General features: G+C 42.9%; 13 protein-coding genes. 12 read left to right on the plus strand and 1 reads right to left on the minus strand.

Annotated elements, in window-relative coordinates; all coding sequences use genetic code 11:
* Window positions 1–8: 8 nt before the first annotated feature.
* Both ACSBL2_RS08540 and ACSBL2_RS08545 read left to right on the plus strand, forming a co-directional pair.
* Window positions 9–2585, plus strand: coding sequence for a zinc-dependent metalloprotease (locus tag ACSBL2_RS08540; RefSeq protein ID WP_442591267.1), 2577 nt, complete (start codon window positions 9–11; stop codon window positions 2583–2585).
* A gap of 17 nt (window positions 2586–2602) precedes the next feature.
* The gene (locus ACSBL2_RS08545) at window positions 2603–3676 is read left to right on the plus strand and encodes a redoxin domain-containing protein (protein ID WP_442591268.1); all 1074 of its coding nucleotides are present in this window, start codon (window positions 2603–2605) and stop codon (window positions 3674–3676) included.
* 130 nt (window positions 3677–3806) lie between these two features.
* On the opposite strand, the gene ACSBL2_RS08550 is transcribed toward ACSBL2_RS08545, so the two are convergent.
* Window positions 3807–4037: a hypothetical protein gene (locus tag ACSBL2_RS08550; protein ID WP_442591269.1), complete on the minus strand. Its 231-nt coding sequence runs from the start codon at window positions 4035–4037 to the stop codon at window positions 3807–3809.
* A 344-nt stretch (window positions 4038–4381) separates the two neighbouring features.
* Here ACSBL2_RS08550 and ACSBL2_RS08555 point away from each other — a divergent pair, with 344 nt between their 5' ends.
* From ACSBL2_RS08555 to ACSBL2_RS08600, 10 genes are all read left to right on the plus strand, one after another.
* Window positions 4382–5917: an ATP-binding protein gene (locus ACSBL2_RS08555; RefSeq protein ID WP_442591270.1), complete on the plus strand. Its 1536-nt coding sequence runs from the start codon at window positions 4382–4384 to the stop codon at window positions 5915–5917.
* 57 nt (window positions 5918–5974) lie between these two features.
* Window positions 5975–6973: a phosphotransferase enzyme family protein gene (locus ACSBL2_RS08560; protein WP_442591271.1), complete on the plus strand. Its 999-nt coding sequence runs from the start codon at window positions 5975–5977 to the stop codon at window positions 6971–6973.
* A 199-nt stretch (window positions 6974–7172) separates the two neighbouring features.
* Window positions 7173–7751, plus strand: a complete 579-nt coding sequence (locus ACSBL2_RS08565) for an RNA polymerase sigma factor (protein WP_442591272.1) — start codon at window positions 7173–7175, stop codon at window positions 7749–7751.
* 99 nt (window positions 7752–7850) lie between these two features.
* Complete coding sequence (locus ACSBL2_RS08570; RefSeq protein WP_442591273.1) at window positions 7851–8984, plus strand: FecR family protein; 1134 nt, start codon at window positions 7851–7853, stop codon at window positions 8982–8984.
* A 223-nt stretch (window positions 8985–9207) separates the two neighbouring features.
* On the plus strand, window positions 9208–12393 hold the full coding sequence (locus ACSBL2_RS08575; protein WP_442591274.1) for a TonB-dependent receptor domain-containing protein: 3186 nt from the start codon (window positions 9208–9210) through the stop codon (window positions 12391–12393).
* Between the two features lie 11 nt (window positions 12394–12404).
* Window positions 12405–13184 carry a hypothetical protein gene (locus tag ACSBL2_RS08580; protein ID WP_442591275.1) on the plus strand — a complete coding sequence of 260 codons (780 nt, stop codon included), beginning with the start codon at window positions 12405–12407 and terminating at the stop codon, window positions 13182–13184.
* 251 nt (window positions 13185–13435) lie between these two features.
* Window positions 13436–14023, plus strand: a complete 588-nt coding sequence (locus tag ACSBL2_RS08585; protein ID WP_442591276.1) for an RNA polymerase sigma factor — start codon at window positions 13436–13438, stop codon at window positions 14021–14023.
* Window positions 14024–14153: 130 nt separating this feature from the next.
* Entirely contained in the window at window positions 14154–15113 is a 960-nt protein-coding gene (locus tag ACSBL2_RS08590) for a FecR family protein (RefSeq protein WP_442591277.1), read from the plus strand.
* A gap of 279 nt (window positions 15114–15392) precedes the next feature.
* Window positions 15393–18584 carry a TonB-dependent receptor domain-containing protein gene (locus ACSBL2_RS08595; protein WP_442591278.1) on the plus strand — a complete coding sequence of 1064 codons (3192 nt, stop codon included), beginning with the start codon at window positions 15393–15395 and terminating at the stop codon, window positions 18582–18584.
* A 4-nt stretch (window positions 18585–18588) separates the two neighbouring features.
* Complete coding sequence (locus ACSBL2_RS08600) at window positions 18589–19392, plus strand: hypothetical protein (protein ID WP_442591279.1); 804 nt, start codon at window positions 18589–18591, stop codon at window positions 19390–19392.
* Window positions 19393–19480 lie beyond the last annotated feature (88 nt).

A 19480-nucleotide genomic window follows, 5' to 3' on the forward strand; every position in this document is an offset into this window, starting at 1 on the left:
ATAAACACATGAATTACAAAAACCAACCTATGGCCAGGTATTTTTACCTGGCCCTTGCCATCGGCTTGCTCGGAATAACTGCACAGTCTTGTAGTGTCTTCAGAGAAGAGAAGAAAGCCCCTGCGAAAACTACCAGTGCTGCGGCAGCACCAAAGCCAAAGTCAGACTCGCTGAAAAGCCCGGTCAAACCCTACAAGGATGTGATTACCGCAAAAGCGGTTACACAAAAAGGATTGTTTACCGTACACAAGGTCGCAGACCGTTATTTCTTTGAAATTGGCGATAGCCTCCTGAAAAAGGAGATCCTTACCGTACTGAGATTGAGCAAATCTACGCCGGGAGCAGGAAACTTTGGTGGCGAGGAAGTGGCAGAACATACTGTTTACTGGGAAAAAGGACCAAATGATAAACTCTTTTTAAAGGTTTCTACCCTGGTTAGCGTAGCAGATTCTACCGATATGATCTCCAGAGCAGTTGCGAGTTCAAATTTGAACCCTATTATTGCAGCCTTTCCTATAAAAGCTAAATCCAAAGATTCGGCAGGTGTGGTCATTGACGTGACTGACTTTCTGCTGGCAGAAAACAACCTCATGTCGTTTGAGCCTGCGGATAAGAAATCTTATTCTTTAGGCGCACAGGCAGCCGACCGGTCCTATATCGAGAGTGTGAAAAGTTTTCCGATCAATACGGAAATTAAAACCATCAGGACCTATAGTGCTACCCCATCAGGAGGTCCTGGAGGTGGTTTGCCGGCAGCCATGGAGGCAGGTACAGTAACTTTAGGGATGAATGCTTCTTTTATCTTATTGCCAGAAAAGCCGATCCGTAAACGTTATTTTGATGCCCGTGTAGGATTTTTCGCGAGCAGCTACAATAAGTTTAGCGATACCCAGCAGAAAGTAGAACAGGAAGCGTTTATCCACCGCTGGAGATTAGAACCAAAGGATGAGGATATCGAGAAATTCAGAAGAGGTGAACTGGTAGAACCTAAAAAGCAGATTGTATATTATATCGATCCTGCAACACCTAAGCAATGGCGTCCCTTCCTGATTGCTGGGGTGAACGACTGGCAGAAGGCTTTTGAACAGGCAGGATTTAAGAATGCGATTGTTGGTAAAGAATGGCCGGAGCAGGATACCACGATGAGTCTTGATGATGCACGCTTTTCGGTAATCCGTTACTTTGCTTCGCCACAACAAAATGCGTACGGACCTAATATTGCCGATCCCCGCACAGGCGAAATTATGGAAAGCCATATCGGCTGGTACCATAACGTGATGAAACTGGTGCACAGGTGGTATATGATCCAGTGCGGTGCAGTTGACCCAAGGGCACGCAAAAATAAATTTGATGACGAACTGATGGGACAGCTGATCAGGTTTGTATCCTCACACGAAATTGGACATACGCTGGGCTTGCGCCATAACATGGGTGCCAGCAGCACAGTTCCGGTGGAGAAGTTAAGAGACAAGGCCTGGGTGGAAGCACATGGGCATACGCCATCAATTATGGATTATGCCAGGTTTAACTACGTGGCGCAACCGGAAGACCATATCTCAGAAAAAGGTTTGTTCCCCCGTATCAATGATTATGATAAATGGGCCATCCAATGGGGGTATGGATTTATATTGGACGCCCCGGATGCTAAAGCTGAGAAAAAGATATTAAACAAGCTGGCTATCGACAGCCTGGCGTCAAACAAAAGACTTTGGTTTGGCGGTGAAGGAAAGGATTACGATCCGCGTTCACAGTCGGAAGACCTGGGTGACGATGCGATAAAGGCAAGTCAGTACGGCATTAAAAACCTGAAACGTATTGTTCCTCAGCTGATCAACTGGACAAGGGAGGATGGCGAGGGCTATTCAGAATTAAAAGACATGTACAATGAGGCCGTAGGCCAATACTCACGCTATGCTTTCCATGTGCTTAAAAACCTTGGTGGTGTAACGGTAACCCCAAAAACCTATGAGCAGTCTGGAGCAGTTTACAAACCGGTAAGCCTGGCGAAGCAGAAAGAGGCAATCAAATATTTCAATGAGGAGATTTTTACTACGCCAAAATGGTTATTGAACCCTCAGGTCCTCAACAAAATTGAGCCAGGTTATGGTTCCAATGCTGTGGAAAGATTACAGCAGGAAGTTGTTGCTTCAGTAACTTCACAAAGCCGCTTGTACCGCATGATGATCAATCAGCGCGACTATGGTAAAGGGGCGTATTCTCCACAACAATGGTTGAATGACCTTAAAGCTGGTATTTTCTCTGAGCTGAAAACAGGTAAACCTATCGATTCATACCGCAGGTCTGTGCAGAAAATGTATGTAGGAAGTATCATTACCATGTACAACAAGCGCTTTGCACTACAGGGCTCACTTGATAATGTGCTGGCAGGGGTTACACCAACGGAAATTCTGTTATACTCCAATGTGAAGCCACTTGCACTTGCACACCTGAAAGATCTGCGTAATGATATCAGCAGTGCCATTGCAAGGACTGCAGATCAGGATAGTAAAATACACCTGATCTATCTGAAGCAGATGCTCACTAAGATTCTGATTGAATCTCCAATCCCGGGATTGAATTATTAAACAAGCATTTATCACCGATGAAGTATAAATTTTTAATTGCTTTTAGTTTTTGGGTGGTCATATTTTCTGATTTATATGGGCAGCACGCTGCCCATATAAATGGAGATATTGCCGGACTCAATGAGGGGAAAATTATCTTTTCCTATGAGTTGGGAGATGTTTTGTACAAAGATTCTGTGCAGGCTGATAAAGGCATGTTTTCAAAGGAATTACGTATCCCGGAACCGGTACTGTGTACATTGTCTAATACGGTCAACCAGCAAATCCGGATATTGGTTTTGGATAAAAACCGTATAACGATCAGCGGACAAGTCACTAAATTCTATGAACTGAAATGTTCCGGTGCGTTGGAGAATGATCTTTTGGTAAAGTACAGGTCTGACTTATATGCCTTGCCGGGTACCAGGCCTAAAGCTACAGGTAATGAAGAGAATGATCAAAAAGCCAGGAGTGTTTTCGCGGCGAAACAGCAATTGGTAAAAGATAGCGTTCTGGCAGATTTCATCCGTGTTCATCCTAATCAGGTGGCTTCTGCAATTGCGATTTACGACCTGTATGTTACCTATCCCGACAGGAGCAAGGCTAGCCGGAGTTTTACTGTACTCTCTGCTCATGTGCAACAGAGTAATTATGGTAAGATGATAAAAACCTTTATTGATGCGAAGGTGAAAACTGACAGTGGCGCTGTTGCAGCAGACTTTTCTCTGGCAGATAAAAACGGAAAGTTTTTCTCCCTGGCTGATTTTAAGGGCAAATATGTGCTGATAGATTTCTGGGCAAGCTGGTGTGTGCCCTGCAGAAAGGAAAATCCCAACCTGATTAAGGCTTATGAGCTTTATAAAGATAAAGGATTTACGATTGTTGGCTTATCTATGGACAGTTCATCGGAAAACTGGTTGACGGCTGTCGACCAGGATAAACTTCCCTGGCTACAGTTAAACGATCCGAAATCTACCACAGGAAAAGTTGCGAATATCTACGGTGTAAAAAGCCTGCCCGCTAATTTTCTGATTGGACCTGATGGTAAGATCATCACCAAAAATCTCCGCGGAGCGGCAGTGCTGGAGAAATTGAAAGAGCTGATTCAGTAGGTATAATAGTTAATAGTGAAAAACGCAGCTGGTGGATGCCTCTGCGTTTTATTTGTTTCTTGGTTTTGATGGCCCTCCACCCGATCACTAATCACTTCTTATGGAATTTCATGCAGTGGCAGCTCAAAGCTCATACGGATCCTTTGCCAAACTCGCTTTCTGCCTGGATCCTTCCGTCATGACGATGAATGATTTCAGCATTTAGGTAAAAGCCTATCATACCACAATTCACGTCAATTGCCATTTCAACGCTGGAATATTTCACCGCATTGGCAATCAGGTAGCGTAACTTTGTTTCACTGAGTGTGAGCTTATCCAGCGCATGGCTTAACAAGGTTACCCGCCCTGTTAAGATCTTCATTACTGGACAGCAGCTCTGTGTTTGTAGCGGCCATTTCTTTTATCCAATTACACAATTGTCATCTAAAACCGTTGGTTGTAAGCATGGAGGTTCCTTGTTTTGGAAAGAATTTCTTTTTATTTTAGCAATTGGATCCTCAATAAGGATGGAACATTTATTTTTTAATCATCTGTTCATACTTGTTTTGCTGATTAAATAATTAATAATGTATTGAGTTTATTTTGGAATCGAAAACCTCATATATACTGGAAGCAGTTGACATCGTTAAGATACTGACTTCTGAACGTCAAGCAACTGTCATCTATACTTCAAGGGAACTACATATCGGCTTCGTAAATGATGCCATGCTTAAACTCTGGAATAAAACCATTGGCATAACTGGAAAAAAGCTGTCCGAAATTGCACCTGAATTCAACAATTTTATTCCTATTCTGGAAGAAGTTTGGGATACCGGAAAACTTTACCTCGCTAAAGAAACTTTCGCTGATATCGAAATGGATGGGAATTTAATCCCAATTAAGTTTGATTTTGCCTACCAGCCAATTTTAGATGAGCAGGGGAATACTTATGCCATAATTAACACCACAAGTGATGTTACCGAACGGGTGCGGCTTAGTGAAAAGTTAAAAGAGAAGGAGGTGGTAGAAATAGATATGAATTCCCGCTTACTTGAAGCGATTGAAGAACTGAATCTATCCAATGAGCAATTGGCTACTTTGAATGAAGAGTATTTATCAACAAACCAAGAGCTAACGGCCACGCTTGAACAGGTAGCATTAGGCAACCGTAATTTTGATAATGCCAATTATAAGCTCATCGAGTTGAATAATGAACTGGAGGTTAACCGTAAGCAGTTAAATAACGCTTTACAGGCTGCAGAACTCGGCAGCTATAATTTGGACTTGAGTACAATGTTAATGGAATGCAGTGATCAATGCAAAATTAACTTTGGTGTTCCTGTTGAGAATCGATTTGATTTTAAAGATCTTATCGATGCAATTATGCCGGAATATAGAGATGTCGTGAATGAAAAAGTAAGCGCTTCAATTGCAGGAAATTTGCCATATAATGTAGAATATCAAGTAAAAAGACCAGACGGTAGTATACACTGGATTCAGGCAAACGGAACACCCCAATACGATATCATGGGGAAACCATTAAAAATGGTCGGGGTAACGCAACTCATAACCGAGAAAAAAAATTACCAGAGCAGGAAGGATGAATTTTTGTCAGTTGCAAGCCATGAATTGAAAACTCCGATAACGGTGTTAAAGGCAAATTTGCAATTGTTGGATCGATTAAAATCAAAAATTCAGGATGAATCTGCAATTAAAATGATCGACTCCTGTAACAGAAGTATGGATAAGATCAATAGTATGCTCAGCGAGCTACTTGATATTGGTAAGTACTCAGACGGCAAGATTGATTTACAGTTTTCTGCTTTTGATATCAATGACCTGCTTTCCAGCTGTATTGAACATCTGGATGCAGACGATTACAAGAAAATACAGATAAAGTCTGTGGGTGCTCAGGTTATTGCTGATCAGAACAGAATTGAACAGGTGCTGGTTAACTTCGTAAATAACGCAATAAAATATGCTCCGTCCACAGCGTATATTATACTTTCAAGTGAATTAATCGTTAATGCCATTAGAGTTTCTGTCAGAGATTTTGGTGCCGGAATTCCCAGCGTCAATATACCTATGTTATTTGATAGATACTGGCAGGGAGATAAAAAACAAATCAGTTCAAATGGTTTAGGTTTAGGACTTTATATCTGTGCGGAAATTATAAAGAAACATGGCGGGCAAATTGGTGTAGACAGTGAAATAGGTAAGGGAAGCACATTTTGGTTCGAATTACCTTTAATAAAATCATAATTCTTTCGAAGTCATAACTAATCGATAATTCCTTATCTATTAAATAATCTCGGTCTCATGGAGAAATTTCCCGTCATCAGTTCAATTCTTTCAGCCGATCACATCGGTTGGTTAGTCGCAAAAAAATATGGCCTGGTTGGTGAGGTTTCCTGTACCTTATTAAAAACAGGCATTAATCATAGCTATTTGATTGAACAGGCGAAAAATAAATTCGTTTTTAGGCTTTATAGCTTAAACTGGCGGAGCGACTTAGAGATAAAGGAAGAAATCCGTTTGCTCAATATCCTTAAGGAAACAGGACTTTCTGTTTCATTTCCTTTAAAGGATATTAATGAGACCTATATCCAATATTTAGAAGCACCTGAAGGAATGCGACAAGGTGTATTGTTCTCCTTTGCTGAAGGAGATAAACTACTCAATTTCTCTGCCGACTTACATTTTAAAGCGGGTGAAACAATGGCTAAAATTCATCAGGTTACGGTCAATTTGGAATTGGAAAGAGTTACTTACACTCCAAAGGTCATTTTAGAAGATTCATTATTAAAGCTCCGAAAGTTTCTTGCTGCCAACTCGGACGAGAGCACCTGGATGGGGGCTGCACAACGATATTTATTGGATGAAATTCATAAGGCAGATACCAGTCGGCTGAGGTCAGGAGCAATTCATCTGGATATCTGGTTTGACAATATGAACATTACCCAGGATGGACAGATCACCATCTTCGATTTTGACTTTTGTGGAAATGGGTGGCTTTGTTATGATATTGCCTACTATATTTTACAGCTGCATAGCACTGAAAAAGATATGAGCCAACGAGATTTGAAAGTGGAGTCCTTTCTGAGGGGGTACCAGTCGGTGGTTAAAATTACTGATGAAGAAAGGAGAATATTGCCTGTGCTTGGCGTAAGTCTTTATTTTTTTTACCTCGGTGTACAAGGCCAGCGATATGACAACTGGTCGAATGTGTTTTTTAATGAAACTTATTTGAAGAGGTTCATCAATCTCCTGGTAAAGAAGTATTTTGAAGAAAATATTTCTACAGAGGTATTGAGTTGACCCAAAAATGTTAATCAACTAACTGCACATAGTTAATGATCAACTGGCAGTAGACGATAGCATCACTCAATAGGAATACCCCCTGAAAAAGATTTACTATCGTGGGAAAATGACCTGGGAAATTTATTAAGTTAATGATTTAATAACATAGATTCCACGGTGCATTGTTAGTAGTTGCCCACCTTTGCCATCGCATAAGATGGCAGATGATCACAACTATACCGACGCGGAACTGGCTGCACTTTTAAGAGGGGGTGACCATCAGGCTTATGCTATCATTTATGACCGGTATAAATTTTTGCTGTATGCCCATGCCTATAAAAAATTGCAGGACCGCGAAGAAGCGCGGGATGTAGTCCAGGAGGTTTTTGTTTCGCTTTGGAACAAGAGAGACCGCATCAATGTGGAATCAAATTTGGCTGGCTACCTGTATACCGCACTTCGCCATACTATCCTGAACCTGTTTGCGCGTAAGGAAGTCCGGACACGCTACACGGACTCGATGGCCGCGCACTATAGCTGTGATTATTCACCTACCGATCACGGGATACGCAGCCAGCAATTAACTGCGCTGATCGACAGGGAAATCGCGGCACTGCCTGCGAAAATGCAGGAAGTATTTGTGCTCAGCCGCAAGGCACACCTTAACAGGAAGGAAATTTCGATGCAACTGGGCATATCTGAAACCACGGTTGACCGCCAGATCGCCAATGCCCTTAAATTATTGCGGGCACGCTTAACGCTGGTTGCCTATCTGCTGGTTTTCTTCAATATCTAAGACCTCTCCATTTTTTTTACTTTTTTTTCATTTTCATCTGCATAGTCGGGCCTACTTACCTGTATTGGTTAGGTATTCAATTGAAAATAAATGGCCGCTATGAAAAAACCTGACTTCGATGCACTGCTTGAAAAATACCACAAAGGCGAATGTACGCCCCTGGAACTGGATTTTATCGAGAGTTGGTATCTGCAGTACCAGAAGGATGCTGTGCCGCTGTCCCAAGCCGAACTGGAAGATGAAGTGACCAGAATGACCGTAAGTATTGCACCGAAGATGCCTGTTGCGGACCATCAGCCTTCGGTATTCCGCCGCTTCCGGTTACCCTTGGGCATTGCTGCTTCTATCCTCCTTATATTGAGCATTGGTTATCTTCTTTTGCCCGGAGGGCAGAAGGAACAGGCTATTGCCAAACACATGCAAAGACCCATCAGCCCGGGCCGAGAGGCAGCCAGCCTTACCTTGGCTAGTGGTAAAAAGATTTTCCTTTCCGATCAGCAGGACGGTAAGGTAGCACAGGAGGCGGGACTGACCATTACCAAAACCAGTAGGGGCGAACTGGTCTATGAGATCAAAGCGTCAAAGGAGAAGACTTCCGGGTTCAATACCCTTGCTACGACCCAGGGGGAAACCTACCGGGTCAGGTTGCCCGATGGCTCCATGGTATGGCTGAATGCGGCATCTTCACTTACCTATCCCGTATCCTTCAGGAATAGTGCGCAGAGGGTAGTTCAGCTTTCTGGGGAGGCTTATTTTGAAATTTCCAAAGACCGCAGGCATCCATTCATCGTCAAGTCCAGGGGCCAAGAGGTGGAAGTATTGGGTACCCATTTCAATGTCAATGCCTATCATGATGAGCCGGGCATACTGACCACATTACTGGAAGGAAGTGTACGCTTAAAGCCGGAACAGGGAGCAGGAAAGGTTTTAAAGCCAGGTCAGCAGGCAGAATTAACGGAGGGTGCCCTCAAAATCCTACCGGCTGATACGCGCGCTGTGACTGCCTGGAAAGACGGGTATTTCCGTTTCAGGAATGAAAGCCTGCCAAGCGTGATGCGGAAGATCTCACGCTGGTACAATGTCGAGGTGGTATTTGAAAAAGGACTGCCGGACGATACCTATAGCGGCGCGGTAACACGATACGGCCATATCAGCCAAGTGCTGGAGATCATGGAAGGATCGAATAATATCCATTTCAAAATTAAAGAAAGGAGGATCATCGTCAGTAAATAAAAACGCTTCCCCGACGGTCATCTAAAAAAAAGCCATCTCAGTTAGCGCTGAGATGGACTTAGAACATGATGACAAATAATTATAAAACTATTTGATAACCCGCGGACACCCCATCTGCTTCGAAACTGAGTGGGTGCACCGCAAATAACATGTATTACAAATGTACGGTTTTTACCAAAACAAACCCGTATGGCCCTGGCGTCATACCACTAAGCTGCTATTGATGATTAAATTGACCACGATCCTCCTCTTTGTCACCATGCTGCAGGTCAGCGCGGCTACTTTTGCGCAAAAGGTCACCCTGAAGGTAACAAACGCGCCATTGGAACGGGTACTTGAGAATATCCGCGACCAGAGCGGCGTTGATTTCTTTTTCTCCGCTTCACTGATTGGCAAGGCAAAACCGGTGAGTATCCGCATCAAAGACCTGGAACTGGATATTGTCCTGGCTGAAATATTCAGGAACCAGCCACTCACCTATGTGATCAGGAACAATTCAGTACAGGTAAAGGCAAAAGAATACAGCCAACAAGCAAAGCCCGGCCGCATCTCCGGAAAGATTGTCGATGAAAAAGGTGAAACCCTGCCCGGCGCATCGGTTAAGGTACTGGAAACCGGAACGGGCGCACAGGCAGGTGCAGATGGCTCGTATATTTTAAACCTGCAGCCAGGCAGTTATACCCTGGAGTTTAGCTATGTGTCTTTCGCAAAGCAACGGGTAACCGGGGTGGTTGTGACCGAAGGCAAAAATACGCCTTTGGATATCTCCCTGAAAACAGATACCAGGGGATTGAAAGAAGTGCTGATCACTTCCGGTTATAAAAAGGCATCCACTGAAGGGCTGTTGGTTAAACAAAAGAATGCCTCCGAGATCAGCAACGGCATCAGTGCTGAGCAAATCGCACGTACGCCGGATAAAAACATCGGAGAAAGCTTAAAGCGCATCAGTGGCGTAAGCTCGGTGGACAACAAGTTCGTCCTGGTACGCGGTATCGGCGAGCGTTACAATTCGGCCATGCTGGATGGGGTAATCTTACCCAGCACAGAAGTACAAGCCAGAAATTTCTCTTTTGACCTGATCCCTTCCAACCTGGTGGATAACGTGGTGGTAAGTAAAACGGTTACCCCGGATATGAATGCCAGCTTTGGCGGCGGACTGATCCAGATCAATACCAAGGATATTCCGATGGAGAATTTTATGAGTTTTAGTATTGGCACATCTATCAACGACCAGACCATAGGCCGGGATTTTTTAAGCCATAAGCGCGGCAAATATGATTACTTTGGTTTTGATGACGGCAGAAGAAAGTTCCCTGCGGGATTGGTGCAAACTGACCGTTCGGCAATTCCCAATAATGGCTTATCCGATGTCGATTATCAGTCGCTGATAGACAACCAGAGTAAGAAGTTCACCAATGATAATTTTACGGTTTATAAGTATAGGCCTATGCCTTCGCAGAATTACCAGTTCACCATGGGTCGTTTGCTCGCGCTGGATACTGTAAGCCAGAATAAGTTGGGCTTTACCGGTTCATTAAGCTATCGCAATACACAAAATATCAATCTCTTCGATCAGCAGCGCAGGAGCGACTGGGAATATACCTCAAATAACCAGGGCGCAACCTATAACTTTAATACCACCCTGGGGGCCTTATTGAATGTTGGTTTGCAACTGGGTAAGAACAGGTTCAGCTTGCGCAATACCTATACGCACCTATACGACAATACCCTGATAAGGACCATTGGTTATAACAATGCAGATGGCCCTAACGATATAGAAGCTGGCCTGCCACCTAATCGCATACAGGAAGTAGATGACCCTACATTTACCAACTTGTTGCAGAACAAATTGAGCGGACAGCACCAGCTGGGTAGGATAAAGGTAGACTGGAGCCTGGCAAGAACAGGCATTGACCGTAAAGAAAAGGACATTTCCATAGCCGCGAGCAGACCTGTGTTAGTTGGGAATGATTACCGCTATTTTTACATCGCTTCACAGGAAAGTGAAGCCAGGATTAACCCGACATCACGCCAGAATTATCAGAATGCAGAAAATCATTATTCCTGGAGCCTCGATGCCTCGGTTCCTTTTTCTATCGGCGGTATCCGCAATTCACTAAAAACGGGCTATTTCGGCATCCATAAAAATGCTTCTTTCGACTGGCAGATCGCTGCGCTGGTATACAGTACAAAGATCGACGAAAGCTTAAGGACCGTCCCTTTGAGTGAAATGATCAACCCGGCGAATTTCGGAGCCAATGGTTACAACTACTTTGTCAATACCTTTTATCTGGATTCCTATGAAGGTAGGAGCCGCAGCCATGCCGGTTACCTGATGATGGATTCCAGGCTGATGGATAAACTGCGTTTAGTTTACGGTCTAAGGGCAGAGTACTTTAAGTATACCGAGATCAAGAACGGTGTTAACAACAAAGTCGCCTCAAAATTTGCGCTCCCGCCCGATAAGACATGGCAATGGCTCCCTTCAGCAAACTTAACTTACAGTCCTGCCGAACAACTCAATATCCGGGCAGCGCTATCCAGTAGTGTGGTGAGGCCTGAACTGATGGACAACAGCCAGTTCTTTAGATATAATCCTTATCTGGGTGCTAGTTTTGGAAACAACGGGCTGACCAGTACACGTATCACCAGTTATGATCTTAAAACAGAGTGGTTCCCGGGTTTGGGCGAGATCATTTCGGCAGGTGCATTCTACAAAAAGTTTGATAAGCCTACAGAGCTTAGCTTTATACTGGTTAACGGCAATATCAGTTATAATCTCCGGAACTCAGACAATGCCAAAGTGTATGGCCTGGAGTTTGAACTCCGGAAAAATTTTGGATTGATCCTCAGCGAAAATACAGTGCTGAAAAACCTGACCGCCTATGGGAATCTGACTCTCCAGAGATCGACTGTAACCGCCACCTATTCTATCCAGAATCCGAAAGACATCAACAGCAGTATTCTGGTTCCGGTTAGGCAGAACAGGCCTATGTACGGACAGTCTCCTTACCTGATCAACGCTGGTGTGCAATATACCGGGGATAAGCTTGGTGTGAATGTGATGTACAATAAATCAGGGGAAAAAACTTATATCGTAAGCTCTCTTATCGATCAGATCGAATATGAGATGCCGCGTGGGCAACTGGACATTCAGATCAGTTGTAAGTTCTTAAAAAAGCACCTGGAGGTAAAGGTTAACGGGGGAAATCTATTGAACACAGCCTCAACATTCTTTATTAACAATGCCAGTTATGAACCCAATCCTGATAATATTGCAGATAACGATTTTAGTGACGCGTCGCGCCTAAAACCTGGGTTCAGCAATAAATATGATGAGGGCGACCAGTTACGTTTCCGTCAGAAATTTGGACGTACATACAGTACCTCTCTTACTTACAACTTTTAATTAGGAACAACATGAAAATGATATTCATAAAAATGAGCCTGGTTCTTTTCTGCTTGATTGCTGTTTTGGGCTGCAAAAAAGAACAACCTTTAATAGACCCAAATGTAGGGGCACCCGTGAAATTAGTGATTAAGGGTTTGATATTAGTTGATACTCTTCAGTTTATATTAGAAGGGAAGATAATTGGACAAGGGATCGAAGGGGATATAAGGATCAGTGATAGATTGTACCAACCGGGGCAAAAGATTCAGATCCGTAAAAAAGGCAATGATAAGCTTATAGACGAGATCATCGTTGCAGAAAGTCCTTTTAATCAGGTGAAGAAAATATTCTATGATGGCACTACCTTTACCGACAAAATAGAACTTACACCTGTGGGCAACCCCGAAAATATGGGCGTGAAATTCAGGTTCATCAGTACATCAGCAGCTTTCTATGGCGGGCCGGTAGATATAGAATTGTTTGACTCCTATATTGATTTTGATTTGTTTGAATTTGTGTATACGCCTATTAAGACTATCCCAAATGTGTCTTCTGGATTTTCTGATTTCATCGAATTAATGCCTTTACAACCAGACCACTCTTATGAGTTTAAAGTTTATAAAGCAGGTACAAAGGAACAGCCTTATAATAACTCTGATATAGTAACTACAGACCCGTCAACCAATTATGGACAATTAAGTTTTGATGCCGGTAAAAGTAAACTGATCGCTATCTCTCCATCAAAGACGGGAAATGGAACAATTTCAAATGGATATAGTGTCCAGGATCTGGCCTATGCTTTTCAATAAGTAATAACTGCAGGGCATTAAACAATCCAGGCAGTGCATCTCATGGATGCGCTGCCTGGATTGAAAAGATCAGTGGCCAGGCAATGCGCTGATGATGAGTAGTTCTTCAAGGACATAATCATCTTGTTTTTGTTACCGCATACCTACAGCTATTAGTAACAGGGTGATATTGACGATCACGATAACTTAATCAGTTAGTAACATATTCATAATCTGCCGGAAGATAACTTTGTGATGTTATTCACAACGGTATGCCATTGCAACACTATAACGATCAGGAACTTCTAGCGCAGTGGAAAACAGGCAGTAAAGCAGCTTTTGATACACTCTTTAACCGGTACTTTAATAAGCTTCTCCAATACACGTTAAAACGCATAAACAATAGGGAACTGGCTGAAGAATTGGTCATGGATGTTTTACTACGTTTATGGCAGCATAAAGATGCACTTAAGGAGGAAAATTCCCTGGATGCCTATCTGTTCCGTTCGGTGATGAATGGTATTATAGATCAGTTAAGAAAAAATGCGATCCAAACCCTATCGATCGAGGGTTTAAACCTGGAAAATTTATCTGTTCCCAGTCATGAGTTACAACTCTATCAGCAAGATTTAAACGATCTTTATCTTAAGACGCTTACTGGCTTAAGTCCAAAGCGTAAACTTACCTTTGAACTGAGCAGGCACGAAGGGAAGAGCCACAAGGAAATTGCCGGGGAAATGGACATATCCGAGAGTACGGTGAAACAACACATCAATGCCACACTCACCGCTTTAAGGAAAACCTTAAAAGAGCATACCGATGTGGCTTTCTCAGTGCTGCTCACAATTCTTTTTTCTTAACTGGAAGTACACCTATAAAAATTTATTTATTTCTTCATGCCGATTAGTACCATGGACCGATCCTTACGTATTAGTTGGTAAGAAGATAGGTATGCAGGAATCGGAGATCATTATTTTACTGAAAAAGTACATGGAACATACATGTTCTCCCGAAGAGCTTGTTTGGGTATTGGATTATATAGCCTTACCTGAAGGAAGGAATGCGCTGGAAAAATTGCTTTTAGAAGATTGGAATGCGTTCGAAACAGGTGATGGCAGGTCTGGTGATGCTGAACGGTGGCATCAACGTCTCCATGAAAAGGTTCCAATCGAAGCTCCGGCCAGGACCACCAGCTACGCTTGGTTAAAGTATGCAGCTGCAATCATCCTGGTGATGGGTTTTGGTACCTCGTTCCTGCTTCGGTGGCCTGGCAGGGATGCTGCTGTAGATATAGCCATGACAGAAAAATACAATCCGCGTGGCCAACACAGCCAGATTACCCTGCAAGACGGCTCAATTGTGTATTTAGGGGCTGATAGTAAACTTCGCTATCCTCAGTTATTAAATGGCAAGACCCGGGAGATCACTTTAGAGGGTGAAGCTTTTTTTGAAATTAAACACGACACCAAACGTCCCTTTATTGTGCATACTGGAAATGTTCAAACCCAGGTGCTGGGGACATCATTTAAGATTAATGCCTTTAAAGGTCAGCAGCTCTCGGTTGCTGTCGCTACAGGTAAAGTCAGTGTAGGATATACAGCCAAGGGAGCTAAATTAAAATCACTTGCTATTTTAACCCCTGGTGAAAAAGTAAGCTGGGATGAAGCTCAACAAAAGTTGAATAAAACAAATTTAGCTGCCGTAGCGGTAAGCGGCTGGAAAGATGGCAATTTAATATTTATGGATGCCAGGCTGGATGATATGTGCCGCGAACTGGAGCGTTGGTATAATACCCGGATTATTATTAAAGACCAGCAAATCAAAGCCTACAATTTAAGTATGACTGTCAATGGCAATACACCCATTACCTCTGCGCTTGATGCGATGACGAGTGCCACAAATTTAAAGTACAGGATCAAACAAAATCAAATTTATATCTCAATCAAATGAAAACCATCGTAGAAAAGCCTATGCACAAATAAGTACTTCTCAAAAATAAATCCGCTCCCGGAAGCCGGGAACGGATCCTATCAGATTAACCTTAAGCCAAAAGTTTTCGACGACGCAGGCTTAAAGCAATCCACCGGCAGTTTTACCCGCCGGCAATTAACCGAATTATGCCTTACAGATACAAAACAGTCAATGTTCAAATTTATGCAAAAATCAGCAGAACCGTATTTTGCTGATAGAATTATATTACAATCATCATATGATAGCTTTTACTTCCTGATGAAATGCTCATTTATTGCCCTGGTGATACAGATCACCTTTGCCGGTGTAATGCTTGCATCAGTCGTTAAAGGCCAAAACCTTAATGAGGTTAAGGTTTCACTTGAACTTAATCACACTTCCGTAAAAGAAAGCCTGCTACAGCTGCAAAAAACAAGCGGTATCAAATTTACGCTATTTAATCAGTTGTTAGCACATGAAAATAAAAGGGTAACGCTGAGTAGCAAGCAAATCTCAGTAAGTGAGGCCTTAAAAAAAATACTGGGAGGTACCCAGTTAACCTATAAACTGGTGGATGAGTTTATTGTGATCAGCCAAAAACCTGCCGCGCCTAAACAGGGACGTATTTATGGCAAAGTGATGGATGTAAACGGAGAGCCGCTTCCGGGAGCCAATGTCCGCCTCATTGAGCTGAATAAGGGAGTCCAGACCAGTGTGGACGGAAGCTACCATTTTAATGCAGAACGCGGCACGTATACCATTGAGGTATCTTATCTATCCTTCCAAACCAAACGTATTGCAGAAGTTATGGTTAAAGAAGATCAGCTAACGAAACTGGATGTTGTACTTCATGCCACAACCAATGCCTTAAAAGCCGTGGTTATCCAATCTTCTTACAAAAAGGAAGCCGTGGCCGGTCTGTATGCTACACAAAAAAATGCTGCCGGTATAACTGACGGTATCAGTGCGGAGCAAATTGCCCGCACGCCTGATAATAACATGGGACAGGTGTTAAAACGGATAAGTGGTATAAGTACTGTGGATAACCGATATGTAATTGTTCGTGGCTTGACCGAGCGTTATAATCAGGGGATGATCGATGGCATAAACCTCCCAAGCACGGACATGAACCGCAGAAACTTCGCCTTTGATGTTATCCCTGTAGAGATGGTGAGCAATGTGGTGGTCAACAAAACCGCCACCCCCGATGTATCCGCTGAATTTGCCGGAGGACAGGTGTCGGTAAACACACTGGATATACCAGTCGATAACTTTACGATATTATCTGCAGGTGCGGGGTATAACAGTAATACTTTAGGAAAAAATTTCGTAGAATCGGGCAAGCGGGGGAAATATGATTTTTTCGGCTTTGATGATGGGCGCCGAAGCTTACCATCCGGGATCAAGTCATGGGGCAATGGTACTGTGCCGGATTATGCTGTAGCGCAAAGCAGGTTATTCAGCACGGATGCCTTCAAACGTTATCACTCTACAGGCGGTGCCAATCAAAATTACCGTTTTTCATTGGGCAGGATTTACAGCCTTAAAGACGATCGAAAAATCGGATTTGTAGCCGGTTTGAGTTTGCGGAATAGTCAGGAGACGAATACTTTTCAGGATGTAAGGGGCTTTGAAGCGAACTTTGGCTATCCAGAGCAGATAGGCCCTAACTATATTGATAGTGCTGCCAGGCGTCGCAATGGCAATATCTATACCTACAATACGACTATTGGCGGGCAGTTAAATGCGGGTATACAAGGAAAAACATTTAAGATAGGGTTGAAAAACCTGTATTCACAAATCTTTAACAATACCCTTAATACTTCACAAGGCATGTACGCCCGGGTAGGATTTGATGCAGATGATGATCGCACGCAACAAAATGTGCAGGATCCGGAGATCACCCGCATTTTACAGCACAAATTGGATGCGGAGCATACGTTGACCAGCCAAGGTCTTAAACTTACCTGGCTCGGTGCACTGACCACGGTAAAGCAGGAAGTCAAGGGCCGTACCAAATTCACCTATAATTTTACCGGCAGAACAGCAGACGGAACCGAATATTACCAGTCACCTGCAGTAATAGACCCCAGTGACGTTGCACCAGAATATGATTACCGCTTATACACTGATACTAAGGAAACCGATTACAACTGGGGGCTTAACCTGAGCCAGCCTTTTGTTTTTTTAGGGGACAAAAGTTTAGTGAAAGGAGGTTATAGTGGCATTTATAAAAAACGTGGCCTGAGTGCGACTACTTTAAAAATAAGATCGGAAGATCGCAATTTTGATCCTTTCGACCGTACTTATGAAGAGATACTTGCGCCTGAAAACATCGGGATTGGTGAAAATTCCAATCAGGCCTATTACCTTGCTGATGGCAATAATGGTTCACAATTTGAAGGTTCCTCCAAATTCCATGCGTTTTACCTGATGCTCGACCAGCGATTCCTGAAAGAGATCAGGATTGTCTATGGGATGCGTGCTGAGAAATATGAACTAAGCAATAAACAACCTTTAATTTCAGAAAATTCGAGCTTGCGTAATGTGACCGGTGAAAGCAATTTTAATTTCCTGCCCTCAGTCAACATGACCTATAGCATCAATTCGGTAATGAACTTCAGGGCATCGTTTGCCAAAACCATTATCCGTCCCGATTTCAGGGAGACCTCATATTTCGGTTTTTATGATCCTTTTTTGAATGCCATTATTGCGGGTGCAGATGTGGTGAGTACGAAGATCAACAACAGTGACCTGCGTTATGAGTGGTATCCTTCAGCAGGAGAGATTGTTTCTGTTTCGGGTTTTTATAAAACATTTGATAAGCCAATTGAGCTGGTTGCCGACCAGGATCCTACAGGCAGTGGAAAGATCACCCAGTACCTGTTTCAAAACCAAAAAAGTGCCGTTAACTATGGCATCGAGGTTGACTTTCGTAAATCGCTTGGCTTTATTGCCGATAAGCAATGGCTGCGAAATATCACGCTTTTTGGCAATGGCACATTCATCAAATCAAAAGTGAATACGGTAACCAAACAGGGGGATGGCACTATTCTCGAAAATAAGACGAACAGGGCCTTGTATGGTCAGTCGCCATATACCGTTAACGCCGGTGTGAATTACAATACCGCTAACTATGGGCTTGCGCTGAGCTATAACCGGTCGGGGCGCCGTACGTATACCGTTCATTTTAATCCGGTTTTAACAGAGTTTGAAAACGGTCGCGACTTGATTGACCTACAGCTATATGGCCGTGTAATGAAGCAGAAAATGGAGATCAAGTTAAATGTGGGTAACCTGCTCAACTCAGCTTCTTTATACTATATCAACTCCAATGGTTACCTCCAAAATCCTGATTTTACCTATACGCCATCGAACGGAAAAGACAAGTATGAAAAGGAGTTTGATGCGGTACGCTACAGAATTAAATACGGCATTACCCCTAACTTATCCATCACCTATAAATTTTAAGGACATGAAAAATATACTATTTAATTTTATGGCTGTATTGTTATTGCTTACAGCTTGTAAAAAAACTGAAGATACCGGTCGTGTTAAATTTGCCAGGATAACTTTTGCCAATGCCACGGAATATGGCTCCAATCCTTTAGTGATGTTTGGAGGCAAAAAGTATGCTACTGATGGCCTTCCTATCGTTACCGACTTAGGGGACAAAAGATTCCAGGTTTTTAAAGCGAGCGGTGAAGAAGTTTTGGATACGGTATTGAATATCACCGGATCGCAGTTATACCATGTTTACCAACTCGACAGTACCATAGCCCCAGTTTTGGTCACTGAGATCCCGGAGCCACCGGGTGAGCCTGGTAACCCATTGAATGGCGAAGCCGGGGCACCTGAAGGATTCATGAAAATAAAGATCGCCTATAAGCCGCAATTTATCTTTCTGGAAGGGATTGATATTGTATTGCATTCTCCTGATAAAAAAGGAAATATAGTTCCTATAGCGACATTTACCCATGTAAATGCAGCATATAATGAAGATTTTTACGTAGTGAAGAGACCGGAAATCTTCGATGGAAGTTTGTCTGTAGTTTACAGAATAACTTACCAGAATAGTATAACTAAGGAGCAAATTATCAATAAGTCCGGAAACGTATATACGAGTGATATTGCCGAAACATTACCCTTGGGAAAAAAGAACCTATTTATGATTGATGTGACTGATGGGAAGCCAAGTAGCCGTTGGTACCCAGGCGCAATATTTATTGATGAAGTACATTACAGCTTAATACCTAAAGTGTTATGGCAGAGACCTTAATTTACTAGTTTTGATTTTCAAGTATGGAGGGTGTATCACCAAGGAGGTGATATGCCCTCTCTTTTTTTGTCATGTATTTTCGACTTGG

The sequence above is a fragment of the Pedobacter sp. AW31-3R genome (assembly GCF_052180285.1).
In the GTDB taxonomy this organism is placed as follows: domain Bacteria; phylum Bacteroidota; class Bacteroidia; order Sphingobacteriales; family Sphingobacteriaceae; genus Pedobacter.